The organism is Streptomyces siamensis, assembly GCF_039543605.1.
Classification (GTDB): domain Bacteria; phylum Actinomycetota; class Actinomycetes; order Streptomycetales; family Streptomycetaceae; genus Streptomyces; species Streptomyces siamensis.
Genome location: NZ_BAABKB010000030.1, coordinates 83203 through 100434, shown reverse-complemented (window position 1 = coordinate 100434; position 17232 = coordinate 83203). Strand labels below are relative to the sequence as shown.

General features: G+C 72.3%; 14 protein-coding genes. 3 read left to right on the top strand and 11 right to left on the bottom strand.

Annotation, left to right across the window (positions count from 1 at the left end; translation table 11 throughout):
• Positions 1-165: 165 nt before the first annotated feature.
• The 3 genes from ABEB03_RS31300 to glmS form a co-directional block, all read right to left on the bottom strand.
• Positions 166-1626: an NAD(P)H-hydrate dehydratase gene (locus tag ABEB03_RS31300; protein ID WP_345656214.1), complete on the bottom strand. Its 1461-nt coding sequence runs from the start codon at positions 1624-1626 to the stop codon at positions 166-168.
• A 75-nt stretch (positions 1627-1701) separates the two neighbouring features.
• Complete coding sequence (locus ABEB03_RS31295; RefSeq protein WP_345656213.1) at positions 1702-2073, bottom strand: holo-ACP synthase; 372 nt, start codon at positions 2071-2073, stop codon at positions 1702-1704.
• 40 nt (positions 2074-2113) lie between these two features.
• On the bottom strand, positions 2114-3961 hold the full coding sequence (gene glmS / locus ABEB03_RS31290) for a glutamine--fructose-6-phosphate transaminase (isomerizing) (RefSeq protein WP_345656212.1): 1848 nt from the start codon (positions 3959-3961) through the stop codon (positions 2114-2116).
• Between the two features lie 167 nt (positions 3962-4128).
• Here glmS and coaA point away from each other — a divergent pair, with 167 nt between their 5' ends.
• The gene (gene coaA / locus ABEB03_RS31285) at positions 4129-5118 is read left to right on the top strand and encodes a type I pantothenate kinase (RefSeq protein ID WP_345656211.1); all 990 of its coding nucleotides are present in this window, start codon (positions 4129-4131) and stop codon (positions 5116-5118) included.
• 16 nt (positions 5119-5134) lie between these two features.
• A complete protein-coding gene (locus ABEB03_RS31280) occupies positions 5135-6085 on the top strand; it encodes a DUF389 domain-containing protein (protein WP_345656210.1) in 951 nt (316 codons plus the stop codon).
• On the opposite strand, the gene glmM is transcribed toward ABEB03_RS31280, so the two are convergent.
• From glmM to ABEB03_RS31260, 4 genes are all read right to left on the bottom strand, one after another.
• Positions 6082-7440 (bottom strand): phosphoglucosamine mutase, encoded by a 1359-nt coding sequence (gene glmM, locus ABEB03_RS31275; protein WP_345656209.1) that lies wholly within the window; start codon positions 7438-7440, stop codon positions 6082-6084. The two genes, ABEB03_RS31280 and glmM, sit on opposite strands and share 4 nt — an antisense overlap.
• Before the next feature lie 178 nt (positions 7441-7618).
• The gene (gene rpsI / locus ABEB03_RS31270; RefSeq protein ID WP_028805612.1) at positions 7619-8140 is read right to left on the bottom strand and encodes a 30S ribosomal protein S9; all 522 of its coding nucleotides are present in this window, start codon (positions 8138-8140) and stop codon (positions 7619-7621) included.
• A gap of 42 nt (positions 8141-8182) precedes the next feature.
• Positions 8183-8626, bottom strand: a complete 444-nt coding sequence (gene rplM / locus ABEB03_RS31265) for a 50S ribosomal protein L13 (protein ID WP_345656208.1) — start codon at positions 8624-8626, stop codon at positions 8183-8185.
• Between the two features lie 186 nt (positions 8627-8812).
• A complete protein-coding gene (locus tag ABEB03_RS31260) occupies positions 8813-10024 on the bottom strand; it encodes a glycosyltransferase family 87 protein (protein ID WP_345656207.1) in 1212 nt (403 codons plus the stop codon).
• 74 nt (positions 10025-10098) lie between these two features.
• Here ABEB03_RS31260 and ABEB03_RS31255 point away from each other — a divergent pair, with 74 nt between their 5' ends.
• Complete coding sequence (locus ABEB03_RS31255; RefSeq protein WP_345656206.1) at positions 10099-10986, top strand: hypothetical protein; 888 nt, start codon at positions 10099-10101, stop codon at positions 10984-10986.
• A 188-nt stretch (positions 10987-11174) separates the two neighbouring features.
• Here the strand turns inward: ABEB03_RS31255 and ABEB03_RS31250 are convergent, their stop codons facing one another.
• The 4 genes from ABEB03_RS31250 to ABEB03_RS31235 are packed head-to-tail and all read right to left on the bottom strand — an operon-like array spanning position 11175 to position 16943.
• Positions 11175-12707, bottom strand: a complete 1533-nt coding sequence (locus ABEB03_RS31250; RefSeq protein ID WP_345656205.1) for a glycosyltransferase family 39 protein — start codon at positions 12705-12707, stop codon at positions 11175-11177.
• Positions 12704-14356: a glycosyltransferase family 39 protein gene (locus ABEB03_RS31245; protein WP_345656204.1), complete on the bottom strand. Its 1653-nt coding sequence runs from the start codon at positions 14354-14356 to the stop codon at positions 12704-12706. The genes ABEB03_RS31250 and ABEB03_RS31245 overlap by 4 nt, the downstream gene beginning before the upstream one ends.
• Positions 14353-15336 carry a glycoside hydrolase family 26 protein gene (locus tag ABEB03_RS31240; RefSeq protein ID WP_345656203.1) on the bottom strand — a complete coding sequence of 328 codons (984 nt, stop codon included), beginning with the start codon at positions 15334-15336 and terminating at the stop codon, positions 14353-14355. Before ABEB03_RS31240 ends, ABEB03_RS31245 begins: the two co-directional genes overlap by 4 nt.
• A complete protein-coding gene (locus ABEB03_RS31235) occupies positions 15336-16943 on the bottom strand; it encodes a glycosyltransferase family 2 protein (protein WP_425589326.1) in 1608 nt (535 codons plus the stop codon). The genes ABEB03_RS31240 and ABEB03_RS31235 overlap by 1 nt, the downstream gene beginning before the upstream one ends.
• Between the last annotated feature and the right edge of the window lie 289 nt (positions 16944-17232).

The following is a 17232-nucleotide window of genomic DNA, read 5'->3' as shown; positions in this document are numbered from 1 at the left end:
GGAGAAGGGAGGAGGAAGCGCACACGGAACCTCGGCCGCGACGCCCTCTCGGCGCGGGCCCGAAGACCGGAAGGACCCCGCACGGGACCCCGGAGCGCGGCGCGTTCCCAGCACGGACCCCGAGGACCGGAGAGCCCCCGCAAGGGCCCCGGCCGCGACGCCCTCTCAGACGCGGACGTCGCGCCACGCCTCCGGGAGGGCCTCGGCCACGTCGTGGGCGCCGGCGGGCGCGCCGTCCGCGGCGAAGCGTCCCGCGAGCCCGTGGAGGTAGGCGGCGACACTGCCCGCGTCCAGCGGGGATAGCCCGGCCGCGAGCAGCGACCCGGCCAGGCCCGACAGCACGTCACCGCTCCCCGCGGTGGCGAGCCACGCCGTCCCGGTCGGGTTCACCCGCACCGGCCCGCCGTCCGCGTCGGCGACCAGCGTGGTCGCCCCCTTGAGCAGCACCGTCGCCCCGTACCGCCGGGCGAGCTCCCGCGCGGAGGACAGCCGGGAGGCCTCGACCGTCTCGCGCGGGACACCGAGCAGCGCGGCGGCCTCCCCGGCGTGCGGGGTCATCAGGGTGGGCGCGGTGCGGGCGCGGACGGCGGCCCGGTCGGCGAGCCGCAGTCCGTCCGCGTCCACCAGTACCGGCACGTCCGCGGCGAGCACCTCGGCGACCGCCGACGCGTCGTCCCCCGCCCCGGGCCCCACGACCCACGCCTGGACCCGCCCGGCCCGCGCGGGGCCTCCGTCGGACACGAGCGTCTCGGGGAAGCGGGCGATGACGGCGTCCCCGGCGGGCCCGACGTACCGCACGGCGCCCGCTCCGCCGCGCAGCGCGCCGGAGACGGCGAGGACGGCCGCTCCGGGGTAGCGCGCGGACCCGGCGGCGATTCCGACGACACCGCGCCGGTACTTGTCGCTCGCCGCCCCCGGCAGCGGCAGCCGCGCCGCGACGTCGGCGTGCTGGAGCGCCTCCAGTCCGGCCTCGGCGGGCAGCGTGAGCCCGATGTCGACGAGGCGTACGGAACCGGCGTACTCGCGTGCCGGATCGATGAGCAGCCCCGGCTTGTGCGTCCCGAAGGTCACCGTGAGATCGGCGCGGACGGCCTCGCCGAGGACCTCTCCGGTGTCGGCCTCGACACCGCTCGGCAGGTCGACGGCGACGACGACCGCACGGGAGTCGCGCAGGAGTGCGGCCAGCGGTGCGGCGTCGGGACGCAGTCCGCCCTTGCCGCCGATGCCCACGATGCCGTCGACGACGAGGTCGGCCCGGCCGATCAGCTCCTCGACGGCCCGCGGCGCGGCCCCGGCGCCGTCGGCCGGGACGCCCGATGTCACGGCACCGCCGGCGCGGCGCAGCGCGGCCAGTCCCCCGGGGTGCGTCCGGTCGGGGGCGAGCAGCACCGCCGTGACGCCCGCTCCGCGGCGGGCGAGGCGCGCTCCCGCGTACAGGGCGTCGCCGCCGTTGTCGCCGCTGCCGATCAGCAGCACCACCCGGCTGCCGTACACCCGCCCCAGCAACTCCGCGCACGTCGCGGCCAGTCCGGCGGCGGCGCGTTGCATCAACGCTCCCTCGGGCAGCCGTGCCATCAGCTCCCGCTCGGCGGTTCTCACGGTCTCCACGCTGTACGCAGTACGCATACGCCGAGTCTCCCGCACCGGCGCCCGCCGCGCGGCCCGCGCGTGACCCGCGCCCGCCCCGCGCGCCGGGCCGGGCTACCCCTCGGCCACCACCACCGCCGAGGCCACCCCGGCGTCGTGGCTCAGCGACACGTGCCACGAGCTCACGCCGAGTTCGGCCGCCCGGGCGGCCACCGTGCCCTTCACCCGCAGACGCGGCCGGCCGCTGGACTCGACATAGACCTCGGCGTCGGTCCAGTGCAGTCCGGCCGGGGCGCCCAGCGCCTTGGCGAGCGCCTCCTTGGCGGCGAAGCGGGCGGCCAGCGAGGCGATGCCCCTGCGTTCGCCGCTCGACAGGTACAACTCCTCTTCCACGAAGACCCGTTCGGCCAGTCCGGGCGTGCGTTCCAGCGCCGCCCGGAACCGGTCGATCTCGGCCACGTCGATACCGACCCCGATGATGCTCATGCTCCGCACCCTAAAGGGGCGGGCCGTGCCACGGGTCCGCTCACTCCACCGTCACCGACTTGGCGAGGTTCCGCGGCTGGTCCACCTCGTTCCCGCGGGCCGTCGCCAGCTCGCAGGCGAACATCTGGAGGGGAACCGTGGACACCAGCGGCTGGAGCAGGGTCGGGGTGGCCGGGATGCGGATCAGATGGTCGGCGTACGGGACCACCGCCTCGTCGCCCTCCTCCGCGATGACGATGGTGCGGGCGCCGCGGGCCCGGATCTCCTGGATGTTGGACACGATCTTGTCGTGCAGGACCGAGCGCCCGCGCGGGGACGGCACCACGACCACGACCGGCATGTCCTCCTCGATGAGCGCGATCGGCCCGTGCTTGAGCTCGCCCGCCGCGAAGCCCTCGGCGTGCATGTACGCCAGTTCCTTCAGCTTGAGGGCGCCTTCGAGGGCGACGGGGTAGCCCACGTGGCGGCCCAGGAAGAGGACGGTGTCCTTGTCGGCCAGGGAGCGCGCGAGTTCCCGTACCGGCTCCATGGTCTCCAGGACCCGCTCGACCTCGCGGGAGATCCGGGACAGCTCGCGGATGACGGCCTGGATCTCGTCGCCCCACTTGGTGCCCCGCACCTGGCCCAGGTACAGCGCCACCAGGTAGCAGGCGACGAGCTGCGTCAGGAACGCCTTGGTGGACGCGACGGCGACCTCGGGGCCGGCGTGCGTGTACAGCACGGCGTCCGACTCGCGGGGGATCGTCGAGCCGTTGGTGTTGCAGATCGCCAGCACCTTGGAGCCCTGCTCGCGGGCGTGCCGCAGCGCCATCAGGGTGTCCATGGTCTCGCCGGACTGCGAGATGGCGATGACGAGGGTGCGCGGGGCGAGGATCGGGTCGCGGTAGCGGAACTCGCTGGCCAGCTCGACCTCGCAGGGGATGCGCGTCCAGTGCTCGATGGCGTACTTCGCGATCATCCCGGCGTGGAAGGCGGTGCCGCACGCGACGATGACGACCTTGTCGACCTCGCGCAGCACCCCCGCGGGAATGCGCACCTCGTCCAGGGTCAGCGAACCGGCCGTGTCGATGCGCCCGAGCAGGGTGTCGGCGACCGCCTTGGGCTGTTCGGCGATCTCCTTGAGCATGAAGTAGTCGTAGCCGCCCTTCTCGGCGGCCGAGGCGTCCCAGTCCACGTGGTACGAGCGCACTTCGGCGGGCCGGCCGTCGAAGCCGGTGACGGTGACGCCGTCGCGGCGCAGCTCCACGACCTGGTCCTGGCCGAGTTCGACGGCGGAGCGGGTGTGGGCGATGAACGCGGCGACGTCCGAGGCGAGGAAGGCCTCGCCCTCGCCCACACCGACGACGAGGGGCGAGTTCCGGCGCGCCCCGACGACCACGTCCGGCTCGTCGGCGTGCACCGCGACGAGGGTGAACGCGCCCTCCAGGCGCAGGCACACCAGCCGCATGGCCTCCGCGAGGTCGGCGCAGGAGGAGAACTCCTCGGCGAGCAGGTGGGCGACGACCTCCGTGTCGGTCTCGGAGGCCAGTTCGTGCCCGCGCTCGGCAAGTTCGGCGCGCAGCGCGGCGAAGTTCTCGATGATGCCGTTGTGGACGACGGCGACGCGGCCCGCGTTGTCGAGGTGCGGGTGCGCGTTGGCGTCGGTGGGACCGCCGTGCGTGGCCCAGCGGGTGTGCCCGATGCCCGTCGTGCCGGTCGGCAGCGGTCGGTCGACCAGCTCCTTCTCCAGGTTGACGAGCTTGCCCGCCTTCTTCGCGGCGGCGAGCCCGCCGTCCGACGTCACGGCGACGCCCGCCGAGTCGTATCCCCGGTACTCCAGCCGCTTCAGTCCGGCCATCACCACGTCAAGCGCCGACTGCGACCCCACGTATCCCACGATTCCGCACATGGCGGCAGCGTACGGGTCCACGCCCGCGCGTTCGCGGCATCCCGTGCCCGATATCGGAAATTGCGGCGGCCTTTCGCACGACCGCAGGGCGCCGTTCCGGGCGGCCGGGTCACCCCGCGTGACGGACCCCACCCTCCATCGCGTCCATACTCCCGTAACAATGGACTGTGATCTCTCCGGTCTCCTCGTCGCCGCGGAGCGCCCACCGGTCCAAGCCGGAGGCGACTCCCTACGTCGACCTCACCCGTGCCGAGTGGAGCGCGCTGCGCGACAAGACGCCGCTCCCGCTGACCGCCGAGGAGGTCGAGAAGCTGCGCGGCCTGGGCGATGTCATCGACCTCGACGAAGTGCGGGACATCTATCTGCCGCTGTCCAGACTGCTCAATCTGTACGTCGGCGCCACGGACGGGCTCAGAGGCGCCCTGAACACGTTCCTCGGCGAGACGGGCTCCCAGGCGGGCACCCCGTTCGTCATAGGCGTCGCCGGTTCGGTCGCCGTCGGCAAGTCCACCGTCGCCCGTCTGCTCCAGGCCCTGCTCTCCCGCTGGCCCGAGCACCCGCGCGTCGAACTGGTCACCACGGACGGCTTCCTGCTCCCCACCAAGGAGCTGGAGGCCCGCGGGCTGATGTCGCGGAAAGGTTTCCCCGAGTCCTACGACCGCCGGGCCCTGACCCGGTTCGTCGCGGACATCAAGGCGGGCAAGGACGAGGTGACGGCGCCCGTCTACTCGCACCTGATCTACGACATCGTGCCCGGCCGCAAACTCACGGTCCGGCGCCCCGACATCCTCATCGTCGAGGGCCTGAACGTGCTCCAGCCCGCGCTGCCCGGCAAGGACGGCCGCACCCGCGTCGGCCTCGCCGACTACTTCGACTTCAGCGTGTACGTCGACGCCCGCACCGAGGACATCGAGCACTGGTACCTCAGCCGCTTCAAGAAGCTGCGCGCCACCGCCTTCCAGAACCCGTCGTCGTACTTCCGCAAGTACACGCAGGTCTCCGAGGAGGAGGCGCTGGACTACGCCCGCACGACCTGGCGGACCATCAACAAGCCCAACCTGGTGGAGAACGTGGCCCCCACCCGCGGCCGGGCGACCCTCGTCGTGCGCAAGGGCGCGGACCACAAGGTGCAGCGGCTCAGCCTGCGCAAGCTGTGACCACTACGCTGCGGCCATGCTGCATCTGCGTCTGATCACTCCCGCCGACCGCACCGACGACGTGGTGCGCCTGATCGAGGGCACGGTCGGCACCGCCCATGTCGTGGTGCTGCCGGGCGCCGCCCGCAACCCGGCGGGCGACGTGGTGATGTGCGACGTCGCGCGCGAGGCGGGCGACGCGCTCATCGGCGGCCTGCGGGGACTGGGGCTCGACAGCACCGGCTCGATCGCGGTCGAGGACATCGACCTGTCCCTGTCGAGGCGCGCCGACAAGGCGGAGGAGGAGGCACCCGGCGAGGGCGCCGACGCGGTGCTGTGGGAGCACCTCGAGGACGCCACGCACGAGGAGTCGACGCTGTCGGTGACGTACGTCGCCTTCATCACGATCGCCACGATGATCGCGGCCTGCGGTGTGGTCCTCGACAACGCGGTCCTGATCGTGGGCGCGATGGCGGTGGGCCCGGAGTTCGGGCCGCTGGCAGGTTTCTGCACCGCGCTCGTGCAGCGGCACGCGCGGCTCGCCCTGCGGTCGCTGACGGCGCTGCTCGCCGGCTTCGCGATGGCCATGGCGGCGACGGTGCTGTTCAGCCTGTTCATGGACGCGGTGGACCTGTTCAGCGAGGCGCAGCTGGAGGCGGACCGGCCCAACACGGGCTTCATCTACGCACCCGACTGGTTCTCGTTCGTCGTCGCGGTGCTCGCGGGCGCCGCCGGCATGCTGTCGCTGACGTCCGCGAAATCCGGGGCCCTGGTCGGCGTCGCGATCTCCGTGACCACGGTGCCGGCCGCCGCGAACGCCGCCGTGGCCCTGAGCTACGGGGACATGGGCCAGACCTGGGGATCGGCCAAGCAGCTCCTGCTGAACCTGCTGGGCATCGTGCTGGCCGGTGCCCTCACCCTGCTCGCCCAGAAGTGGTTCTGGGCGAGGCAGCGCGAGGGCCGGGAGTCCCCGGTGGCGGCTTCCTAGCCGAGCGCTGACTTCACCGCGTCGGCGAGCCGGCCGGCCACCGACCGGGCGTGGTCGATGTCGGCGGCCTCGACCATGACCCGCACCAGCGGCTCGGTGCCGGAGGGGCGCAGCAGCACCCGCCCGGTGGAGCCGAGTTCGCGTTCGGCGTCGGCGACCGCGGCGGACAGCTCGGCCGAGGTCTTCACCCGCGACTTGTCGACGTCGGGCACGTTGATGAGCACCTGCGGCAGCCGCTCCATGACGGAGGCGAGGTCCTGGAGCGTGCGGCCCGTCTGGGCGACCCGGGCCGCGAGGAGCAGGCCGGTCAGCGTGCCGTCGCCGGTGGTGGCGTGGTCGAGGATGATGACGTGCCCGGACTGCTCGCCGCCGAGGGCGTATCCGTGCCGCTTCATCTCCTCCAGGACGTAGCGGTCGCCGACCGCGGTCTGCAGGAGGGTGAGGCCCTCGCGCTCCATGGCGAGCTTGAAGCCCAGGTTGGACATGACCGTGGCGACGACGGTGTCCGAGCGCAGCGCGGACCGCTCGCGCATCGCCAGCGCGAGGACGGCGAGGATCTGGTCGCCGTCGATCTCGGCGCCGGTGTGGTCCACGGCGAGGCAGCGGTCGGCGTCGCCGTCGTGCGCGATGCCGAGGTCGGCGCCGTGCTCGACGACGGCGGCCTGGAGCTTGCCCAGGTGGGTGGAGCCGCAGCCGTCGTTGATGTTCAGGCCGTCCGGCTCCGCGCCGATGGTGACGATCTCGGCGCCCGCGCGGGCGAAGGCCTCGGGCGACACCCGGGCGGCGGCGCCGTGGGCCTCGTCGAGGACGACCTTCAGGCCGTCGAGACGGTTCGGGAGGACGCCGATCAGGTGGGCGACGTACTGGTCGAAGCCCTGGTCGTAGGAGTTCACCCGGCCGACGCCGGCACCGGTGGGCCGGTCCCAGGGGGCGCCGGTGCGGTGCTCCTCGTAGACGGTCTCGATCTTGTCCTCCAGCTCGTCGGCGAGCTTGTGGCCGCCGCGGGCGAAGAACTTGATCCCGTTGTCGGGCATGGCGTTGTGGCTGGCGGAGAGCATGACGCCGAGGTCGGCGCCGAGCACTCCGGTGAGGTACGCCACCGCGGGGGTGGGCAGCACTCCTACACGCAGGACGTCCACGCCGGCGCTGGCCAGGCCCGCGACCACGGCGGCCTCCAGGAACTCCCCGGACGCGCGCGGGTCCCGCCCGACCACCGCCACCGGCCGGTGGCCCTCAAAGGTGCCCGCCTCGGCCAGTACGTGCGCCGCAGCCACGGAGAGCCCGAGCGCGAGCTCGGCCGTCAGATCCGCGTTGGCGACACCGCGCACGCCGTCCGTGCCGAAGAGTCGTCCCACTTGTCCTCCTGAGGAAGCTTCAGAATTCGGAAGTCATCCGATCACATGAGCCTTTGAGCGCCTTGTGCCGTTATACGCCCAAGGCCGGTGATAAACGAACGCCCCGGCGGCACTGTGGCGTGCCGCCGGGGCGTTCGGACGTACTACGCGTACTACGAGTACGAGCAGGCAGCGAAGATTAGCGCTTGCTGTACTGCGGGGCCTTGCGGGCCTTCTTGAGACCGGCCTTCTTGCGCTCGACCGCACGGTCGTCGCGCTTGAGGAAGCCGGCCTTCTTCAGGGCGCCGCGGTTGTTGTCGACGTCGGCCTCGTTCAGCGCACGGGCGACACCGAGGCGCAGGGCGCCGGCCTGGCCGGAGACGCCGCCGCCGGAGATGCGGGCGATGACGTCGTAACGGCCCTCGAGCTCGAGCACCTTGAAGGGCTCGTTGACTTCCTGCTGGTGCACCTTGTTGGGGAAGTAGTCCTCAAGGGTGCGGCCGTTGATCTTCCACTTGCCGGTGCCCGGGACGATCCGGACGCGGGCGATGGCGTTCTTGCGACGGCCCAGGCCGGCGGCCGGCTGCGGGTCGCCGAAGCGGGAGGCCAGGGACTCCGAGGTGTACTCGCCCTCGACGGGAACCTCGGACTCGGTGGTGTACTGGTCGATGTCGACGAGCTCAGTCTCTTCGACCGGCTGCTCAACGGTGGTCTCGGCCACGATTCTCCTCAGATTTCTTTTCGTCTTAGGGGGTGGCCGGAACTACTGCGCGACCTGGGTGATCTCGAACGGCACCGGCTGCTGGGCAGCGTGCGGGTGCTGGTCGCCCGAGTAGACCTTCAGCTTCGAGAGCATCTGACGGCCCAGGGAGTTCTTGGGGAGCATGCCCTTGACGGCCTTCTCGATGGCCTTCTCGGGGTTCTTGTCCAGCAGCTCGTCGTAGCGGACGGAGCGCAGACCACCCGGGTAGCCGGAGTGGCGGTACGCCATCTTCTGGGTCCGCTTGTTGCCGGACAGGTGCACCTTGTCGGCGTTGATGACGATGACGAAGTCACCGGCGTCGACGTGCGGGGCAAAGATCGGCTTGTGCTTGCCCCGCAGGAGGCTGGCGGCAGTGGTCGCCAGACGGCCGAGGACGACGTCCTGGGCGTCGATGACGTGCCACTGGCGAGTGATGTCGCCGGGCTTGGGGCTGTACGTACGCACGGTTCGTAGCCTTCGCTTCTTCAGTGAGTGGGTCCTGACAAGGCCACCACGGACGATCACGACAGCCCTGACCGCACTGCGGTGACGCATACCGCGTGCTGGTCGCTGGTCATCGGCCCCGGTGGACCGGTGTAAGGGCCCCTCACGTGAGAATGAGAAAGCCAATACACATAACGAACCGCAAGCCTACCCGCGACGGCCCGGACGGGTCAAAACGCGCGTGGGCAGGTTCGTCCCCGGCCGCGGCACCGGCGGAGATCCGCCCGGCGCGGGACGCCGGGCCGTCGCCACGGCGGCAGCCAGTACACAAAGAGTAAGGCAGTCCCGGAAGGCCCGCCGCGTCACCGGCTCCAGCCAGGGCCAGGCGAGACCGGGCACCTGCGGCACCAGGGCCAGCCAGAACCAGGGGCCGCGGGCCGCCGAGCCGGGCAGCGGCAGCCCCGCGAGCAGCAGCGGCAGCACGACCAGCAGGTAGTGGTCGTACGACGGGCGGGACACCAGGAACGCGGACAGCATCAGCAGGGCCGCGGTCTCGACGAGCCGCAGCGGCCCCGGATCGCCGCGCCGCCAGCGCCGGTGGGCGCACCAGCACCCCGCGAGCGCCGCCGCCGCGGCCAGCGCGACGGCCACCGGCCGGGGCACCCCGGCCCGCGGCAGCACCGCCGCCGGCGACGCCTCGTACAGGCGTACGAACGCATCGTGTCCCCGCAGCAGGAAGGGCAGCGTCCGCGTGACGAAGCCCGCGGGGTCGGGCATCAGCAGGGCCGCCGCGCCGGAGACCGCGCCCGGCAGCACCACGAGAGCGGCCAGCCCCCGCCACTGCCGGGCGAAGAGGAACAGGAGCGCGACCGGCGCGAGAAGCGGCTTCAGGGCGATCGCGATCCCGATCACCACCCCGGCCGCCACCCAGCGCCCCCGCACCGCGCACAGCAGCCCCAGCGGAAGGGCGGCCGCCGCCGTCACGGTCCAGTTGCCGAGCGCCACCAGGTGCCCGAAAGGCGCGAAGCCCAGCGCGAGCGCGGTGAGGCCGAGCGCGGCGAAGCGGCTGCGCGGCGACGTCCCGTGGATGCGCAGCGCGCAGACCCAGCCCGCCACCAGCAGACAGGTCACCGTCAGCGGGACCAGCACACGCAGCGCGGCCTGCGGCAGGAGTGCCTGCGGTGCCGCGGCGACGACGGCGCCGGGCAGATAGAGGAAGTGCGGGTCGGCGTAGGGCGAACCGCCGTGCAGCCAACTCCGGGCCGCCCGCACGACGATCGCGTTGTCCATCCCGCCGTCCGAGCTCGCCCGCGCGACATTTACGACGGGGACGCACAGCGCGAACGCCAGCACTGTCCACATATGCCAGGTCGCGGGCCGCACCAACCACCCGCAGATGTCACTTTTGCCCGTATTCATGCAGGTCACGCTAGGGGCTCAAGTGCGCCGTGACGCGGAACGGCACCCCCCGGCGCACGTCTAAGATGCGGCGCATGAGTTATGGGCAGGGTGGGCAGGGACAGGCCCCGTGGGATCCCTGGAAGCCGGGTTCTCAGCAGCCTCAGTGGAGCGGTCAGAACGCGGGCGGGACTCCTGACTGGGCGGCACTCGCCGAGGCGTCGGAAACGCGGAACAAGCGCCGCAGGCTGCTCTTCATCGCCGGTGGAGCGCTCGCGACCGTCGCGGTCGGCGCGGCCGTCGCCGTGGCCGTCGTCTCCGCGAACGGCAACGACCAGGCCTCCAACCAGCCTTCCAACCTGCCGGCCACCGCGGACATCCCCAACTCCACTACCGCGCCCGCCCCGTCCTTCGAGCCGACCTCGGCCCCGCCGCCGCTGAACCCGAAGGACTTCATATCCAGCGCGAAGAAGGACACGGCGCCGCTCAGCCCGGACATCCTCTTCCCGGGCACGCAGCTCACGATGGGCGACCGCGTCTACCGCAAGGGTCCGACGGCGGATACCAAGAAGTGCGCCTCGGCCGCGAAGGTCACCCTCCCGGCGGTCCTCACCAAGAACGACTGCACCCGCATGCTGCGCGTCACCTACGTCAAGGACGGCGTCGCGGTGACGGTCGGCGTGGCCGTGTTCAACACCGAGGCGGAGGCGACCAAGGCCCGGCACGAGGCGGACAAGAAGAGCATCGTCGCCTCGCTGTCCGGAAACGGCGTCAAGTCCTTCTGCGACTCCGCCGTCTGCCGCTCGACCACCAACTTCTACGGCCGCTACGTCTACTTCACGCTCGCCGGGTTCACCGACGGCAAGAACGTGACGGCCAAGGACACCAAGGTCTTCACGGCCGGTGACGACCTCGGCGAGTTCGCCTTCCGGCAGATCCGCCGTCGCGGCGAGGCCCAGGCCTCCGCCGCGGCCAACGAGTGAGGCACGCCGGCCCGCCGCACGAGCGACGCACCGAAGACTGACCGAGGGCCCGCGCGGCGTCGACGCGGCACCCGGACGGCGTCCCAGGGCCAGCCCGCTCCCGTGCGGCGCCCCGGCACGCCCCGCGCCCGACTCCGACAGCCGGCCGCGAGGCGGCACGGCGAGCGGCGCAGCGGGCCGCTGCCGCGTCAGCGACGGCGTTCCAGCAGCTGCACCGTGACATGGCGCAGCCGCTCGGTGCGCACCACCCTGTACCGCTCGTCCAGCACCGCGGCCGTGCTCGCCCGCAAGGGGGTGCGGGTGGCGCCCAGCCCCGTCGACACCAGCCACAGCCGTCGGCGGCCCGACAGGCAGTCGGCGGGCACGTCGCACTCGACGGCCGCGTACGAACCGGTCTGCCGGGCCGTCCGCCGCGCCAGGACGTCGTCGGGCCCGGTGCCCCCGCGCAGCTCGTACGCCATGGCCTTGCGCTCCCCGAACACCCCGCTGTAGAGGATGCCGTCGCCCGGACGCTGGGCGGCCCGCACCACGCGCCCGGCGCCCGCGAAGTCCGGCTCGCCCGGCAGGTCCTGACGTGCCGCCAGCACCGCGGGCCACACCTGGACGGCGAACCCCGCGACGGCCCCGGTCAGCAGCAGCGCGCCCGTCACCCGCCCCCGGCGGCCCGTCCGTGCCGCGCCGGTCACCACGTCCGCGCACCGGACGGCACCGGCCGCGGCGAGCAGCAGCCAGGCAGGGACGGTGAACAGCAGGTAGCGGGGCAGGAACAGATGCAGCCGGTCGGAGGTGACGAAGGTCAGGACGGGCGGCAGCAGTGCCCACACGCCGGGCACGGCTCCCCGGCGGCCGGCGGTCAGCAGCCCCACGGCGCCGAGGCCCAGCACCGCGACGGCGGCGGACCACGAGCCGAGGAGCTCCACCGGGTACTCGGCCAGATCGCTCAGGACCGGATTGTTCCAGGCGATCTGGCCGACCTGGCCGGCTCCCTCGGTCGCCATCGGAACCACCGCGGACGTCCCTAGCACCGTCGCGCACCCGAACGCCCAGTGCGCGATCGGATCGCCGGCGCGCCTGGCCCGTACGACCGCGACGGCGTGGGCGGGCAGCACGCTCAGCGCGACCAGGTGGCTGAAACCGGTCAGGGCGACCGCCAGGGCGTAGAGCGTCCACCGCCCGAGACTCGGCCGGTCCAGAGCACGCAGCAGGACCAGGGTGGCGAGCAGGGCGAAGAGCACCGCGAAGGCGTAGGGGCGCGCTTCCTGCCCGTACCGCGTCACCGTCGGCAGCACGGCGAACAGCAGGCCGGCCACCAGCCCCGTGCGCGCGTCGGACAACTGCCGCCCGAGCAGCGCGAGCAGTCCGGCGGACACGGCCATGGCCAGTGCCCCGGGCAACCGCAGGGCGGCGGGCGAGGTGCCGGCGAGAGCGGTCCACAGGTGCATGACGACGTAGAACGGCGTGAGGACGACGTCGATGTGCCCGGTCAGCCGGCCGAGGTCGGGGTAGCTGAGCGTCGACGCCCACCAGGTCGCGTGTTCGTCGCGCCACAACTGGCGGTGGCCGATGCCGGGCAGGACGACGGCCAGCGCGAGCACGGTGGGCGGGCCGGACACCAGCAGGGGAACCCGCCGGTCCCCCCGCACGGCGCCGCGGGTCGCGCCGGCGGTGCCGGCCGCGGCGTCCCGGGGCAGGCCGCCGAGTGCGACGCTCGGGGAGGTCATCGCTTCACCCAGATCCGGTAGTGCCCCCGGCCCTCGCCGGACGGCGCGGTGCGCGAGGGGCGGTACGCCGCGGAGTGGTCCCCGCCGCGGAAGGGCACGTGGGCGAGCAGCCGGTAGTGCGGATTCCCGCGCACCGCGTCCGTGACGACAGCGTCCACCCTCGGGTTCGTGGATCCGTCGAGCACGATCAGGTCGAACTCGCCGTCGCGCAGCGCCGCCCGGTAGGCGTCGTCGCCGGTGTGCCGGGTGTGGTTCCGGTCCGTGTACTCCATGCCGAACACGCTCTGCCACTGCCGCCGCGTGGTCCTGTCGCGCAGGTAGTAGGCGGGCACCTCCGGCGTCGAACAGAGGTAGTGGCCCGTGCCGTTCACGTCGGCGGAGATGGTCCGGATCATCAGGGAGGAGTCGGGCCAGTTGCCGAAGCGCCAGTCCGCCTGCGAGATGCCCAGGCACAGCGTCGCCGTCCACAGTGCGATGCCGAGATGCGGGTGCCGCACGTGCGCGCCCATCAGCCGGGTGAGGCCGACGCCGGCCATCGGAGCCGCGAAGAGCAGACCGAAGCCGATGTGCTTGAACAGCGACACCACGGTTCCCAGGTGCATCTGGTAGGCGGGGGCGAGCAGCGCCGTGACGCACAGCAGCAGCCCCAGCATCGCCCGCCGTCGACGGCTCGGCCCACCGAGGCGCAGCGCGAGCGGCGACTCGTGCATGCGGCCTCGCCGGGCGTACGCGATCGCGCCGCCGACGGCGGTGAGGAACAGCAGGCCGCCCCACTCGGCCGACCGCCGCAGCAGATACCCGGCGCCGTCCGTGCCGTGCGCGCGGGCGGTGGTGGTGTGTCGGACGCCGGCCAGCACGTCGCTGCCGTACGCGCCGGCCGCGAGCAGGACACCGGTGCCGAGCAGCAGGAGCAGCGGCCGCACGAGCGCCTTGCGGCCCCGGTGCGGGTGTGCGGTGAGCAGTGCCAGACCGAGAAGAGTCGGCAGGTACAGGCCGGCCGCGTACTTCACGCCGACCGCGAGCGCCGCGACGGGCGCGGCGAGCAGCACGGCGTGGGCGGGCGCCCGGTCGGTGCGCACCACGATCCAGGTGGCCAGTGCGAGAAGGAACAGCGCGGGCGCGTCGTAGGTGGCGAAGTACCCCATGACGACGGTCGACTGGAGCACCGCGAACAGCGCGGCGGCGGCCAGCGCGGCCCGCTCGTTGAACAGCCGCCGGGTGAAGGAGTGCAGCAGCCCGGTGGTGCCCAGCATGAGGAGCAGGCTCAGCGTCCGCGCGCCGGGCAGTCCGAACCACCCGTCCACGACGGCGGCCGGCACCGGGTACAACTGCGGCGATCCGGAGAAGTAGGCGGCGTAGTCCATCGGCAGCGGGGTGCCGTGCAGCAGATGCCGCAGTTCGGCGTGACCGGCCGTCAGGTACAGGGCCTCGTCCTGGAACGCCGTGTTCTCCAGTCGCAGCGACAGCGCCGCCTGGAGCGCCAGGACGCACAGCAGGACCGCCCGGCCGACCCAGGTGCGCCGTGCGCCGCCCGCCATGCTCCAGGCCGTCTCCGGCACCTTCGGGAGGTGGTAGCCCGACGGCTGTTGCTCGCCGGGCTGGGCCGGGACCGGGGAGACGACACGCGGCCCGCGCTCCGTCGACGTCATCTCGCCTTCCGCACGTCGAAGCCGTAGAGGTCGTTCGCGGCGAGGCGCCGGAACTCGGCGACGCCCTCCGGGTCCGTGGCGAGCCGCCAGTCGGCACGCGCCTTGTGGTCGAACCAGGCGAACCCGATGATGTCGCGGGAGGCGCTGACGCCGTCGAAGAGGGCCCGTACGTGCTCCTTGCGGTGCTGCCCGGGCATGGCGCCGGTCTCCAGCAGGAGCCGCGGCTTCTGGCTGAACCGGTCGATCTCGGCCAGGGTCGATCCGAACAGGCCGTCGAAGGAGTGCGGGTCCCAGTCGGTGAAGTATCCGACCAGGCCGACCCAGTCGACGTAGTTGTCGCCCGGGTAGTAGGGGCTCAGGTCCTTGTGGGTGCCCGGTTCGACGATGTTCGGCGACCAGGTCCAGATCACATTGGTGGCGCCGGCGTCCTCGAAGACGTCGTGGAGGTGCCGCCAGGCCCTGACGTACTCCCGGGGCGTGGTCTCGGTGGACCCCCACTCCTCCCAGTCGCCGTTCATCTCGTCCGCGAAGCTGATCGCGACCGGGATGTTCAGGATGCGGACCGCCTTGGCGTACTCCTTGACGTAGTCGTCGGAGACCCCGTCGGCGATCCGCGTGAGGGAGATGTCCTTCGGCTCCCAGGACACGACGGTGAGCGCGCCGGAGTTCCAGGCGTTGCGCACGCCCGTCGCGTCGAACCCGTCGTCCCAGGCGGCGTAGTACGCGATGAGGTTCGGCTGCTTGCCGACCATCCGCGTCCAGTCGTGCACCGGATCCATGGAGGTCGGTGCCTTGGGCCGGGACACCCCGATGTACTTCTTCGGGGGCTGGAGCAGCGGGCGTACGTCGTAGGGCAGCCCCTCGGGGGCCGCGGCGGCACCGGCACGGTGGGCGGTCGAGCCCGGGGCGCAGGCGGTCACCGCGAGCACGAGGGCGGCGAGCGGCACGAGCAGGGCGGCGGTGGCGCGCGAGACGCGCATCAGGTGGCTCCCATCGCACGGGGCGGCAGCAGGACCCTTCCGACGATCAGCGCGTAGAAGAGTCCGGAGGACAAGAGGAGGGCGAAGTCGGCGGGGTCGAGGGTGAGCGTGCGCCACGCGGCGGCACCGACCCAGAGCAGCGCGGTGCCGCCGCCCCACAGCCGGACACCGGCCCTGCGCCGTCCGGTCCCGGTCCGCTTCGCCGCGGCGGAGCCGGTCGCCTGCCAGCCCATGCGCCGGCCGCGCAGGATGTCCCAGATCGCGAAGGCGTGCGCCCAGCCGTACATCATGCGGACCGCCCAGGCCTCCAAGCGGTAGGGAACGCGGTGCCAGAGCGGGAACACGACCGTGGTGTAGAGGACGCCGGGCAGGACCAGCCAGAGGTTCGCGACGACGGGTTTGTCCGGGAACGCCAGCAGCAGCAGGATCGGCACGACGGGCGCCACGAAGGTGAACAGGGCCGTGTGGATGTAGTAGAAGAAGCCCGACAGGTAGCAGAGCCGGCTGACGGTCCGCAGCCTGGCCTGCCAGAACTTCGCGCTGCCGAGCAGGCTCATCGAGCCGGCGCACCAGCGGTACTGCTGGTTGAGGAAGGCCTCGGGGTCGTCGGGGCAGACGCCCGACGACAGCGCGACCGGCACATAGCGCAGGTCCCAGCCCAGCCGCCGCAGGTCGAATCCGGTGTGCACGTCCTCGGAGTGCTCGATGAGGGTGGTGCCGCCGTTCTCCTCCAGTGCGGCGCGCCGGTAGACGGCGCAGCTGCCGACGCAGATCGCCCCGTCCCGGCTCTGCCGGGAGACCTGGACGGCCCGGTAGAACAGCTCCTGGACGGCCCCCGCCCCGCGCTCGATCCAGTTCTGCGCGTCGAGGACGCGGAAGTACTGCGGGGACTGGACGATGGCGAGCCGTTCGTCCGCCGCCAGGTACGGGAGCAGTTCGTCGAGCAGGTCGGCGCGGGGGGCGAAGTCGGCGTCGAGAACGAGGATGTACGTGCCCTCGGTGCGTTCGAAGCCGAAGTGCAGGTTGCCGGCCTTCTTGAACCAGCCGCGGTTGCTGCGGGTTGCGTAGCGAAAGCCGAAATCAGCGGCCATCGCACGCAGTTCGGGACTGGCCGAGTCGTCGAGGACGAACGGCTCGCAGACGCCCGGGTAGTGGTCGGCGAGCGCGCGCACGTGGGTCCAGGTGTTGTGCAGCACCTCGATGGGCTCGCCGCACACCGGCAGGAAGACATCGACCGTGGGAGGGGTGTCGGGGCGCCAGCCGCCCACGAGTCTTCGGTGCCGTGCGAGGTCGAAGTCGCGGCTGAACAGGTTCACCCGCAGCGAGATCAGGTAGGAGAGCAGAGTGAACGCCAGGAACGGAGCGAACAGCCACAACAACGGTGTGGAGGACGCCAGTCGGTACTGGCTCACCACCAGGCAGCAGACGCTGATCAGCGAGGTGCCGGTCAGCACCCACAGGCGGCGCCCGGCGTAGGCGTACTTCTCGGTGTCCGACGGCGGGACCGGCAGCAGGCCGGAGGCCGCCGGTGCGCCCGGCCGATCCCTGAGGGTCTGCCGGCTTCGCTCGCCCGGCCGCACCACACGGGCGGCCTCCACTGAACTCATACGGGTCTCCCGGACCGCCCGCCCCGTACGGATCGAGGCGATGTGCCGGGAAATCTAGGACGGGCCCCCCGGAGCTCCGGGGCGACGCGATCGAACACGCCCGCACTTGACCCGAAATAATGGAACGCTTACCCGAAACGCCCCAAAGTGCTGCTCATATGACAAGTCGGGCTTACCGTGGCGGGCGGGAGCGACGGCCCGTCACATCGGCCAACCACCGCTCCCGCACGTCCACTTGGGATCCGCCCGCGCTCCGCCCCTGCGGATGCCGCAGGACCGTCACCCGCAG

Coding starts and splice junctions, on each gene's coding strand:
- ABEB03_RS31245 (WP_345656204.1), bottom strand. CDS start 14,356: ATGACGTCGACGGAGCGCGGGCCGCGTGTCGTCTCCCCGGTCCCGGCC.
- ABEB03_RS31295 (WP_345656213.1), bottom strand. CDS start 2,073: ATGAGCATCATCGGGGTCGGTATCGACGTGGCCGAGATCGACCGGTTC.
- ABEB03_RS31300 (WP_345656214.1), bottom strand. CDS start 1,626: ATGCGTACTGCGTACAGCGTGGAGACCGTGAGAACCGCCGAGCGGGAG.
- ABEB03_RS31250 (WP_345656205.1), bottom strand. CDS start 12,707: ATGACCTCCCCGAGCGTCGCACTCGGCGGCCTGCCCCGGGACGCCGCG.
- ABEB03_RS31255 (WP_345656206.1), top strand. CDS start 10,099: ATGAGTTATGGGCAGGGTGGGCAGGGACAGGCCCCGTGGGATCCCTGG.
- ABEB03_RS31280 (WP_345656210.1), top strand. CDS start 5,135: ATGCTGCATCTGCGTCTGATCACTCCCGCCGACCGCACCGACGACGTG.
- ABEB03_RS31240 (WP_345656203.1), bottom strand. CDS start 15,336: ATGCGCGTCTCGCGCGCCACCGCCGCCCTGCTCGTGCCGCTCGCCGCC.
- glmS (WP_345656212.1), bottom strand. CDS start 3,961: ATGTGCGGAATCGTGGGATACGTGGGGTCGCAGTCGGCGCTTGACGTG.
- ABEB03_RS31235 (WP_425589326.1), bottom strand. CDS start 16,943: ATGAGTTCAGTGGAGGCCGCCCGTGTGGTGCGGCCGGGCGAGCGAAGC.
- ABEB03_RS31260 (WP_345656207.1), bottom strand. CDS start 10,024: ATGAATACGGGCAAAAGTGACATCTGCGGGTGGTTGGTGCGGCCCGCG.